The sequence below is a fragment of the Neisseria flava genome (genome assembly GCF_982712965.1).
Window position 1 is genome coordinate 1 of record NZ_CEXQBZ010000117.1, and the last position, 10360, is coordinate 10360.

General features: G+C 52.9%; 10 protein-coding genes. 5 read left to right on the forward strand and 5 right to left on the reverse strand.

The features are described 5' to 3' along the window. Positions 1-143: 143 nt before the first annotated feature. Positions 144-692 carry an oligoribonuclease gene (orn, locus tag AC5M9B_RS07815; RefSeq protein WP_101809900.1) on the reverse strand — a complete coding sequence of 183 codons (549 nt, stop codon included), beginning with the start codon at positions 690-692 and terminating at the stop codon, positions 144-146. Positions 693-893: 201 nt separating this feature from the next. Here orn and fabI point away from each other — a divergent pair, with 201 nt between their 5' ends. Then, positions 894-1682 (forward strand): enoyl-ACP reductase FabI, encoded by a 789-nt coding sequence (gene fabI, locus AC5M9B_RS07820; RefSeq protein WP_487648476.1) that lies wholly within the window; start codon positions 894-896, stop codon positions 1680-1682. A gap of 282 nt (positions 1683-1964) precedes the next feature. Further along, the gene (mscL, locus tag AC5M9B_RS07825; protein ID WP_487648477.1) at positions 1965-2414 is read left to right on the forward strand and encodes a large conductance mechanosensitive channel protein MscL; all 450 of its coding nucleotides are present in this window, start codon (positions 1965-1967) and stop codon (positions 2412-2414) included. Positions 2415-2502: 88 nt separating this feature from the next. Here the strand turns inward: mscL and hslO are convergent, their stop codons facing one another. Together hslO and AC5M9B_RS07835 are read right to left on the reverse strand one after the other, a co-directional pair. Then, positions 2503-3408, reverse strand: a complete 906-nt coding sequence (hslO, locus tag AC5M9B_RS07830) for an Hsp33 family molecular chaperone HslO (protein WP_146736724.1) — start codon at positions 3406-3408, stop codon at positions 2503-2505. A 159-nt stretch (positions 3409-3567) separates the two neighbouring features. After that, complete coding sequence (locus tag AC5M9B_RS07835) at positions 3568-5211, reverse strand: ABC1 kinase family protein (protein ID WP_455007248.1); 1644 nt, start codon at positions 5209-5211, stop codon at positions 3568-3570. Between the two features lie 170 nt (positions 5212-5381). On the opposite strand from AC5M9B_RS07835, the gene AC5M9B_RS07840 reads away from it, so the two are divergent. The 3 genes from AC5M9B_RS07840 (at position 5382) to AC5M9B_RS07850 (ending at position 8033) form a co-directional block, all read left to right on the forward strand. After that, a complete protein-coding gene (locus AC5M9B_RS07840; RefSeq protein WP_060974856.1) occupies positions 5382-6041 on the forward strand; it encodes a C40 family peptidase in 660 nt (219 codons plus the stop codon). Between the two features lie 18 nt (positions 6042-6059). Continuing rightward, entirely contained in the window at positions 6060-6278 is a 219-nt protein-coding gene (locus AC5M9B_RS07845; RefSeq protein WP_070859898.1) for a hypothetical protein, read from the forward strand. Positions 6279-6608: 330 nt separating this feature from the next. Continuing rightward, on the forward strand, positions 6609-8033 hold the full coding sequence (locus AC5M9B_RS07850; protein ID WP_487648478.1) for an alanine/glycine:cation symporter family protein: 1425 nt from the start codon (positions 6609-6611) through the stop codon (positions 8031-8033). 160 nt (positions 8034-8193) lie between these two features. Here AC5M9B_RS07850 and rsmG read toward each other — a convergent pair whose 3' ends face one another. Together rsmG and AC5M9B_RS07860 are read right to left on the reverse strand one after the other, a co-directional pair. Further along, positions 8194-8817 carry a 16S rRNA (guanine(527)-N(7))-methyltransferase RsmG gene (rsmG, locus tag AC5M9B_RS07855; RefSeq protein ID WP_487648479.1) on the reverse strand — a complete coding sequence of 208 codons (624 nt, stop codon included), beginning with the start codon at positions 8815-8817 and terminating at the stop codon, positions 8194-8196. Between the two features lie 197 nt (positions 8818-9014). After that, positions 9015-10013: an RluA family pseudouridine synthase gene (locus AC5M9B_RS07860; RefSeq protein ID WP_146736719.1), complete on the reverse strand. Its 999-nt coding sequence runs from the start codon at positions 10011-10013 to the stop codon at positions 9015-9017. Between the last annotated feature and the right edge of the window lie 347 nt (positions 10014-10360).

The window sequence follows — 10360 nt, forward strand, 5'->3', positions numbered from 1 at the left end:
GCTGAGTCCTGTCGCATACAGAACCCAGCTTGCACAGAGCGCCTGAATAGGCTTTTATGAGTGTCCAAGATTTGGGGACCAGTTCAAATGGATTTGAGGCTTTCAGACGACCTTTTTGTATTGCTGCTTGTATTGGCAAGGATTTAAGGCAGTTTCAAGAAGTTTTCGCGGTAGTAGCGCATTTCCTCGATGCTTTCGAGAATGTCGTCCAAAGCCTGATGCGAACCGCGTTTCACCACGCCTTTGGCAACGGGTGGATTCCAACGTTTGGCGAGTTCTTTCAGGGTGGACACGTCCAGATTACGGTAGTGGAAATATGCTTCGAGGCGCGGCATGTATTTGACCATGAAGCGGCGGTCTTGATGGATGGAATTGCCGCACATCGGCGTGGCTTTTTCGGGAATCCATTGCACGATAAAGTCCAGCAGTTTTTGTTCCACTTCCGCTTCGGTCAGCCGCGATTCGCGCACGCGCTGGGTCAGCCCCGTGCGACCGTGGGTGGCGGTGTTCCATTCGTCCATGCCGTCGAGCAGTTCGTCGCTTTGGTGGACGGCATAAACTTCGGATTGCGCCAAGACGTTCAAATCAGAGTCAGTAATAATCATGGCGACTTCGATAATGCGTTCGCGTTCGGGGTTAAGCCCGGTCATTTCCATATCGAGCCAGCATAGGTTGCTTGCGTTTTGAGTCATTTCAGACGACCTTTTCCGTTGAAAACAATGGGCGGCATTATAAGGGATTTGATGTGCAAAGGTCGTCTGAAAAAGTTTCAGACGACCTTCGTTTTCCGTCAGGACGACAGGTTATCTCTTGTTTTCTATACCGAAACCGCCCCAGTTTGCTATAATGCCCAGTTTCATCAAACCGCAATACCACACTTTAAAGGACAAAAAATGGGTTTTCTGCAAGGTAAAAAAATCCTGATCACCGGCATGATTTCCGAGCGCTCCATCGCTTACGGCATTGCCAAAGCCTGCCGCGAACAAGGCGCGGATTTGGCGTTTACCTACGTTGTTGACAAACTGGAAGAGCGCGTCCGCAAAATGGCCGCCGAATTGGGTTCCGAACTCGTATTCCGCTGCGATGTCGCCAGCGACGAAGAAATCAACCAAGTTTTCGCCGATTTGGGCAAATATTGGGACGGCTTGGACGGCCTCGTCCACTCCATCGGTTTCGCACCGAAAGAAGCCTTGAGCGGCGACTTCCTCGACAGCATCAGCCGCGAAGCGTTTAACACCGCACACGAAATTTCCGCATACAGCCTGCCCGCATTGGCAAAAGCCGCCCGTCCGATGATGCGCGGCAGAAACTCCGCCATCGTCGCCCTGAGCTACTTGGGCGCGGTTCGTGCGATTCCGAACTACAACGTCATGGGCATGGCAAAAGCCAGCCTCGAAGCAGGCATCCGCTTTACCGCCGCCTGCTTGGGCAAGGAAGGCATCCGCTGCAACGGCATTTCCGCCGGCCCGATTAAAACCCTCGCTGCTTCCGGCATTGCCGATTTCAGCAAACTCTTAGGACACGTCGCTTCCCACAATCCGCTCGGCCGCAACGTAACCATTGATGAAGTAGGCAACACCGCCGCCTTCCTGCTCTCCGAACTCTCTTCAGGCATTACCGGCGAAATCACTTACGTTGACGGCGGTTACAGCATCAACGCCCTGAACGACGAAGAGGCGTAATGATTTGTAATATTTCGTAGAAAAAGACAACTTATTACTCAAAAATCCGTCTGAATAAGTGGTGTAAAAAAGTTACACTCCGATTTCAGACGGTTCTTTTTTCATATAAAAGGCGGCATATTTCGGGAATTTTGTCATAAAAACAAATTTTAACTTTTATAAAATTTGTTTAACGAATAACACGATACTATGCCTGCCGGTTTGGAAAAGTCCGTCCGTCGCTTCGGATGCGCTTTTTTAAAAATTTCACTCTATTATCCACAAACATACAGGAGGACGTTTATGTCTATTGCTTCAGAATTCAAACAGTTTATTATGCGCGGCAACGTTATAGACTTGGCAGTCGGTATGGTCGTCGGTACTGCGTTCAGCGGCATCGTTAAATCTTTGGTTGACGACGTAATCATGCCCCCTATCGGTCTGTTGATCGGCGGCGTTGACTTCTCCAACCTGTTCATTACCCTGAAAGACGGCGCTCAAGCTGCTCCGGAAGGCGGCTATGCCAGCTTGGCAGCAGCCCAGGCAGCTGGTGCCGTTACCCTGAACCTCGGCCTGTTCATTAACTCCGTTATCAGCTTCCTGATCATTGCTGCTGCGATTTTTGCCGTTATCAAAGCGTTGAACTCCATGAAAAAAGCCGAAGCACCTGCCGAAGAAGCACCTGCAGAGCCTAGCGAAGAAGTATTGCTGTTGCGCGAAATCCGCGACTCTTTGAACAAAAAAATAATCTAATCTTTTGAAGATTTGAAATAAAAGGTCGTCTGAAGCCTAATATGCCGTTTCAGACGACCTTTGCTTAATTAATATTAAGCGTTGATGTTTATTGCAGACGCTTGGCTTCGTCTAGGACGGCGTTGACGACATCGGCACCGAAGAGGGCGTTGACATCGGTTTCGTCGAAGACGTATTTGGCATGGCAGAAATCGCAGTCGATTTGGATGCTGCCTTGTTCTGCGACCACGCCGCCGACTTCTTCGCCGCCCAGCATAAGCAGCATATCGCTGACTTTTCCGCGCGAACAGGTGCAGGCGAATTCGATATTTTCGGGGTCGAAGACGCGCGGAGGGGTTTCGTGGAAGAGACGGTAGAGGACGTGTTGTGCGTCCAGCCCGGTCAGTTCTTCGGGAGTCAGGGTTTGAGCCAGCGTGCCGACGTGTTCCCATGATGCCGCGTCAGGTTCTGTCTCAGGCAGGCGTTGCACCAAAAGTCCGCCGCAGGCATCGTCTGATGAGGCAAGGACGATTTGGGTATCGAGCTGTTCGGAGCGTTTGGTGTAGTTGATAAGCATTTGGGCGATGCTGCCGCCTTCGAGCGGGACGACACCCTGCCAAGGTTCTGCGTCTTTGGGCTGAAGGGTGAGAACGAAGACGCTGTTGCCGCCGAGAAGGTCGGTCAGGCTTTCATCGTCGTTGATGTCGGCGGTTTCGTCCCAACGTGCGGTGGCGCGGACGGTTTGGTCGGAAGTGGCTTCGACGACGAGCATTTTCAGACGACCTTGTCCTTGAACTTGGACGATGAGCGTGCCGTCGGTTTTGAGGTTGCCGGACAGAAGCGCGCCTGCGGCAAGGAGTTCGCCTAAGGCACGGCGGATGGCGGGGGGATAGTGTTTTTGTCCGACGATGTGTTTCCATACGTTTTCAAGGCGGACGTGCAGGCCGCGAACGGGCATATCGTCGAAGATGAAGCGGGTGCGGATGTCGGCGTGGTTGATTTGGGTTTGCGGCATAAATTCCTCTGTTATATCTGGATGACGGCTTGACGGCTATATGGTTGCGTCCGCAGGGAAATCAAGGTCGTCTGAAAACGTTTTGGAGAAACCTGCGCCCTTGGTTTTCAGACGACCTTTTTGTTTTTGAACTGATTGATGATTTGAGCAAACGTGCGGCTAGTGTTTCCCCGACCGCCACACCGACCAGATAATCCACAGGCTGTTGGCGAAGGCGATCAGGTAGCCGACGAAGCCGATAAACTTGGGGCCGGTCTCTATACTCATGACGATGGACGAGCCGATAATCAGGGCGGCGGTGACGATGCCCATGGTCAGGCGGTTGGCGGCGCTGTCGATTTGATGGCTGATGCGGTCTGACTGCTTGAGGTCTAGGGTGATGCCGAATTTGCCTTTTTGCAGCATTCTAGTCAGCCTGAAGAAGTCTTGCGGCAGCGACTCTGCCATTTGCAACAGGGTGCGCAGTTGCGTTTTGGCGTTGCGGGCGATGTGGGCGGCGGAGGCTTGTTCTTTGACGGCGGCTTCGGTGATGGGTTTGGCGCGTTCGAGCAGTTCGATACTGCCGTCGAGCCGTTTGACGACGCCTTCGAGGGTGATGAGGGTTTTGAAGAGCATCACGAGGTCGCCGGGCAGGGTCAGCCCGTGGCGGCGCATGATGGAGGTAATGTCGTTGATGACTTGGCTGACACGCAGGTCGCGGATGGGCGTGTGTTCGTAGTTGAGCAGCATTTCCAAAACGTCTGCACCGAGCAGGTTTTCGTCGGGCAAATCGCCCTGCGCCCAGTCGCTGAGAACGTATTGGATGAGCAGCGCGTCGTTGTTGGTCAGGGCGTTGATGAGGTTGAGGATTTCGCGGCGGCGGGTGTTGCCGAGGTGTCCGACTAGCCCGAAGTCGATGAAGGTGATGCCGCCGTTGTCGTTGATGAAGATGTTGCCCGGATGGGGGTCGGCATGGAAAAAGCCTTGCCGCAGCATCATGGTGAAGAGGGTGTCGGTAATCCGTCCGGCAAGTCCGCTGCGCAAGGTGTGGGGCATGGTTTCAAGGTCGGCGTCTTTCAGGAGCGTGCCGCCGATGTAGTCTTGTACGAGGATGTGACGGTTGGAAATTTCGGGATAGACGGCGGGGATGCGGACCAAGGGGTCGTCTGAAAAGGTCTGACCGAAGCGCTGCATATAGCGCAGCTCCACCGATAAATCGGTTTCTTTTGCCAGACTTTTGGCAAAATACGCGACCATCAATACGGGCTGATAGCGGCGCACTTCGGGAATTTCGGATTCCATCAGTCGAGCGAGGTGGTTCAAAATCCGCAAATCCGCCTGAATGACCGGCTCGATGTCGGGGCGTTTGACTTTGACGGCGACGGCGGTTCCGTCTAAAAGTTCGGCGCGGTGTACCTGCGCTACCGACGCGCTGCCTGCGGGTTTCGGGTCTATGCTGCGGAATACTTCGGAAACGGGTTTGCCCAGATAGGCTTCGACCAAAGTATAGATTTCAGACGACGGTATCGGTGTGACGTTGCTTTGCAGTTGTTCAAACTCTTCAATCCACTCCGCCCCGAAAATATCGACCCGCGTGGACAATACCTGACCGAGTTTGACGAAGGTCGGCCCCAACTCTTCAAACGCTTTGCGAAAGCGTCGCGGCGTACTCATATAACGGCTGTCGGGATGCACTTCGTCTCCGCCCGCCGCGCCCAAACGGATACGCTGAACAAAGCCGCCCAAGCCGTATTTCGTCAGTACGGTAATAATTTCGCGCATTCTGGAAAAGTCGCGCATAGCGAGCAGAGTGGGTATCATCATCGGTTGAGTATCTTTGCAAATTTTTTTATAAACAACGCTTTAACGCAATATAACAGACGCTTTTTTGCCAAACATCCTGTTTTTTATATACAATCGCCTGCATATCCTAGATACAGAATAACATAATAGCAGGCGGCAGACAGGTCGTCTGAAAATGGAATCAGTCAAACATGAAAGCCTTATCCAGGCTGGCGGCACTATTGGTTTCGGCCTGTATGCTGTCCGGCATTCATTTTGCAAGCGCCGACGATCTCGATTCGTTCGTCAAAAACAGGCAGCAGGTTTTAAACCAATTTGAAGATGCAAAACAGCCTGTCCCCGCACAGGCTCCGCAGATAAATTTCCAACCCGCGCGCGCGGCAACTCCCGTTGTACATTCCATTCCTTCAGCTTCGGCAGCACCCGACCGTGCATCGAGAAGTTCAGACAGTGCCGACGAACTCATCGGCAGCGCGATGGGGCTTTTGGGTGTTGCCTACCGTTACGGCGGCACATCAGCATCCACAGGTTTCGATTGCAGCGGCTTTATGCAGCATATCTTCAGACGCTCAATGGGGCTGAACCTCCCCCGTACCTCCGCCGAACAGGCAAAAATGGGTGTCGGCATATCCCGCGGCGAATTACAGCCGGGCGATATGGTATTTTTCCGCACGATGGGACGCGGCAGGATTTCCCATGTCGGACTCTACATCGGCAACGATCGTTTCATCCACGCTCCGCGTACCGGTAAACGCATTGAAATCACCAGCCTCAGCAACAAATACTGGAACGCCAAATACGCCTTTGCACGCCGCGTGAAGAAAAACGATCCGTCCCGTTTTCTCAATTAAGTTTAGGAAAGCAACAACGTGAGTATGCCTGAAATGCCAAAATGGTACGACGACGACGGGCAAATCGTATCCTGCACTGAAAAAGTGAAAGTCATGACGGAAAACATGACCGAGCTTTATCAAACAGCACAAGACGCATTTGAAGACGCGCTTCTGATGGGCTGCAGTGAAAAACAGTTGCGCGAATACCTGCAAGCCTTGATTGAAGGTGTGGAAAACCCATATCGGAAAGCTTAGTCGACAATATATTCCCTACAACGGTATGGCTTTTGCCATGCCGTTTTTTATGGACTGTAAAACAGCAAGGTCGTCTGAAAGCTGCAATATGCTTCAGACGACCTTTTTTGCTTGCCCAAATCGGAGCCTGTGTCATGTAATGCAAAGAAACTCTATGATATTTATCAAGATTATGCCAATGCTGAAACTGTAAAGTTTTTTCAGTTTGTCAACAGTCTGCTAGAATAGCGCGTTTTGGCGTTGGGTGTTGTCCCGATGTCGTCTGAAAACAGCTTTGCGGCACTTTGACAGGATAATCCTTTCGGAGAGCCGTATCTAGAAAGGCTTTTTATGGATAACTTTACCGAATTGCTGCACCAATGGGTTCAGAAAATCAACGATCCGATGTGGACAGGGCTGGTGTATGTATTGTTGGGAGCAGGTCTGTTCTTCACACTTGCCACCGGTTTCGTACAATTCCGCCTGCTCGGACGCAGTATCAAAGAAATGCTCGGCGGCCGCAAACAAGGCGATGATCCGCACGGTATTACGCCGTTTCAGGCTTTCGTTACCGGACTTGCCAGCCGCGTAGGCGTGGGCAACATCGCGGGCGTGGCGATTGCCATCAGCGTCGGCGGTCCGGGTGCGGTATTCTGGATGTGGATTACCGCATTAATCGGCATGAGTTCGGCGTTTGTCGAATCTTCGCTGGCGCAGTTGTTCAAAATCCGCGATTACGACAACCATCATTTCCGCGGCGGTCCTGCTTACTATATTACTCAAGGTTTGGGTCAGAAATGGTTGGGTATCGTATTTGCATTGAGCCTGATTTTCTGCTTCGGATTCGTTTATGAAGCTGTTCAAACCAACACCATCGCCGTAACCGCCAAAGCCGCGTGGGGCTGGGACGAACATGCGGTCGGCGTCGCACTGGTCATTATGACTGCGCCGATTATTTTCGGCGGCATCCGTCGCGTTTCCCGCTTCGCCGAAATGCTTGTCCCGCTGATGGCAACTTTATATCTGCTGATGGCGCTCTACATCATCATCACCAACATTAGCCTGATTCCGCATGTTTTCGGTCAGATTTTTAGCAGCGCGTTCAAATTTGAGGCTGCCGGTGGCGGCCTGCTCGGCGGTTTGATTTCCCAAACCATGATGATCGGTATCAAACGCGGTCTGTATTCTAACGAAGCAGGTCAAGGTTCCGCGCCCAACGCCGCTGCGGCTGCCGAAGTCAAACACCCTGTTTCCCAAGGTATGATTCAGATGTTGGGTGTATTCGTCGATACGATTATTGTGTGTTCTTGCACGGCGTTTATCGTGTTGGTGTACCAACAACCTTACGGCGATTTGAGCGGCGCAGAGTTGACCCAAGCTGCGATTGTCAGCCAAGTCGGCGCATGGGGCGCAGATTTCTTGGCAATCATTCTGTTTATGTTTGCCTTCTCTACCGTCATCGGCAACTATGCCTATGCCGAATCAAACGTGCAGTTCATCAAAAACCATTGGCTGCTGACCGCCTTGTTCCGCATGATGGTATTGGGCTGGGTGTATTTCGGCGCTGTCGCCAACGTGCCGCTGGTTTGGGATATGGCGGATATGGCGATGGGTACGATGGCATGGATCAACCTTGTCGCCATCCTTCTCCTCTCTCCGCTTGCCTTCCTGCTGTTGAGGGACTACACGTCGAAACTGAAAATGGGCAAAGACCCCGTCTTCAAACTTTCCGAACATCCGGGCTTGAAACGCAAAATCAAATCCGATATTTGGTAAATCAAAAAAACCGCCCTGTAATGGGGCGGTTTTTTATAGCGGACTGAAATGGCAAAACGCCTGTGCTTATGCTTTCGAACACATAAAAAGGTCGTCTGAAAAGCCCTGTTTCGGGTTTTCAGACGACCTTTGCAATATTCAGACTCAACGTTCGGAAGGCTCAAACCTTCTTCAAAACCACCATATGCCGTTCTGCATCCAAGCCGGGGACGTGGAGGGCTTCGACGCGTTCGACGGCGACGGTGTCGGGGAGTTTGGCGATTTCTTCTTCGGGGTACACGCCTTTCATGGCGACCCAGCGGCCGCCGTCTTTCAGCAGGTGTGCCGTCCAGTTGACGAAGTCGGCGAGTTCGGCGAAGGCGCGGCTGGTGATGATGTCGGCTTGTAAGTCTTGAACGGCTTCGACGCGGCCGCTGACGACGCGGACGTTACTTAGTCCGAGTTCGATGACGGCTTGTTGCAGGAAGGCGGTTTTTTTGGTGTTGGCGTCCAGAAGGGTGATGTTGAGGTCGGGGCGGCAGATGGCGGCGGGAATGCCGGGCTGTCCGCCGCCGGAGCCGACATCCAGCATAGTGTGCGCGCCTTGGAGGTAGGGGAGCAGGGTCAGGCTGTCGAGCAGGTGGTGGCTGACCATTTGCGCTTCGTCGCGCAGGGCGGTGAGGTTGTAGGTATTGTTCCACTTTTTGAGCAGGCCAGTATAGGCGAGCAGCTGGGTTTGCTGTTCTGCGGATAGGTCCAAACCTAATGCCTGTATGCCTGATTGGAGTTGCTGTGTCGGGGTCATGGTGTTTGTCCGTGTTGTGTCGGGCGTTATGGTAGCGGAAAAAAAGGTCGTCTGAAAGGCGTGGGGTTATTAAGGGATTAGATTCTCAGAGCAGTGGAGTTGTAGCGTGGGCTTTGCCCGCGAAACTTGTTGTCTGACAATTTGAAACTGTCTTTATTTTCACATTTATTTCGTGGGCAAAGCCCACGCTACGGGTTTCAGACGACCTTTCCTGCGTTTTCCAGCATTAAGACAAATTGTGCCAAGTCTTGCGGCAGCGGAGCTTTTAAGATGAGTTTTTCGCCTGTCAGCGGGTGGTCGAGGTGCAGCTCGGCGGCGTGGAGGAACATCCGTTTCAAACCGAGTTTCTGGAGGCGTTTGTTGGCTTGGTAGTCGCCGTAGCGTTCGTCGCCGGCGATGGGGCATTGCTGGGATTGGAGGTGGACACGGATTTGGTGGGTGCGGCCGGTTTTCAGGGTGGCTTGCACGAGGGTGAGGTGCGAGAGACCGACTTGGTGCAGGAGGTCGTCTGAAAAGCGGTTGAGCACGCGGAAGATGGTGTGCGCGGATTGGCCGTCTTCGTTGACGCGCACCATTTTTTCGCCTTGTGCGCCGGTGTATTTGAACAGGGGCAGTTTGACGTGGAAGCTGTCGTTCGGCAGTTTGCCTACGCCCAGCGCGAGGTAGATTTTCTTGGGGTGGTCGTTGCGGATGGCTTCGTGCAGTTTGACGAGTGCGCTGCGTTTTTTGGCGATCATCAAGAGGCCGCTGGTGTCTTTGTCGAGGCGGTGGACGAGTTCGAGATAGCGGGCTTCGGGGCGGGCGCGGCGGATTTGTTCGATGACGCCGAAGCTCACGCCGCTGCCGCCGTGGACGGCGGTGCCTGCTGGTTTGTCGATGACGAGTAACGCGTCGTCTTCGTAGATGATGGTAAATTCGCGCGCGGGTACGGCTTGGGCGCGGTTTTCAGACGACCTTTGCTTTTCGGCGGTGTGCACGGGCGGGATGCGGAGCAGGTCGCCTGTTTGGATGCGGCTGTCGGGCTTGCAGCGTTTTTTGTTCAGGCGCACTTCGCCGGCACGGATAATGCGGTGGATATGGCTTTTGGGTACACCTTTGAGAATTTTTATCAGATAGTTGTCAAGGCGTTGGCCAGCTTCGTGTTCGGCGACGGTAATCAGGCTGACTGAATCTTTGCTTATTGCGTGCGTTTTCATCTATAATCCCGAACATCCGTTTCGGCAGAAACCTGTACAAACAGGCCGTATGGGACGGATGGTATTGTTAAAACGAGATTTTATATTAAAAACGCACTCTGCAAAGCATTTTCCCTGCGTTTATGCCAAAGCCCGTAAACGCAGGAGCGTAATTAAGTTTGATTTGATTTTGCCGATTTGACCGGGCATAAGACGAGGGGCGGGTGTTTGACAAACCTGCCGCGCCGCACCGTTCGAAACTTCCGGCATAACGATAATAAGAAGATGTCGGCTACCTGTTTTCTAAGCCGGACCTGTACCGTCCGGACTTCGGCGGCGGACGGAGCGTTCCGTCGCATTGTTCTTTA

Excerpts from the sequence above, each read along its gene's own strand:
- AC5M9B_RS07860 (WP_146736719.1), bottom strand. The coding sequence starts at position 10,013 with ATGAAAACGCACGCAATAAGCAAAGATTCAGTCAGCCTGATTACCGTC.
- fabI (WP_487648476.1), top strand. The coding sequence starts at position 894 with ATGGGTTTTCTGCAAGGTAAAAAAATCCTGATCACCGGCATGATTTCC.
- hslO (WP_146736724.1), bottom strand. The coding sequence starts at position 3,408 with ATGCCGCAAACCCAAATCAACCACGCCGACATCCGCACCCGCTTCATC.
- rsmG (WP_487648479.1), bottom strand. The coding sequence starts at position 8,817 with ATGACCCCGACACAGCAACTCCAATCAGGCATACAGGCATTAGGTTTG.
- orn (WP_101809900.1), bottom strand. The coding sequence starts at position 692 with ATGACTCAAAACGCAAGCAACCTATGCTGGCTCGATATGGAAATGACC.
- AC5M9B_RS07835 (WP_455007248.1), bottom strand. The coding sequence starts at position 5,211 with ATGATGATACCCACTCTGCTCGCTATGCGCGACTTTTCCAGAATGCGC.
- mscL (WP_487648477.1), top strand. The coding sequence starts at position 1,965 with ATGTCTATTGCTTCAGAATTCAAACAGTTTATTATGCGCGGCAACGTT.
- AC5M9B_RS07840 (WP_060974856.1), top strand. The coding sequence starts at position 5,382 with ATGAAAGCCTTATCCAGGCTGGCGGCACTATTGGTTTCGGCCTGTATG.
- AC5M9B_RS07850 (WP_487648478.1), top strand. The coding sequence starts at position 6,609 with ATGGATAACTTTACCGAATTGCTGCACCAATGGGTTCAGAAAATCAAC.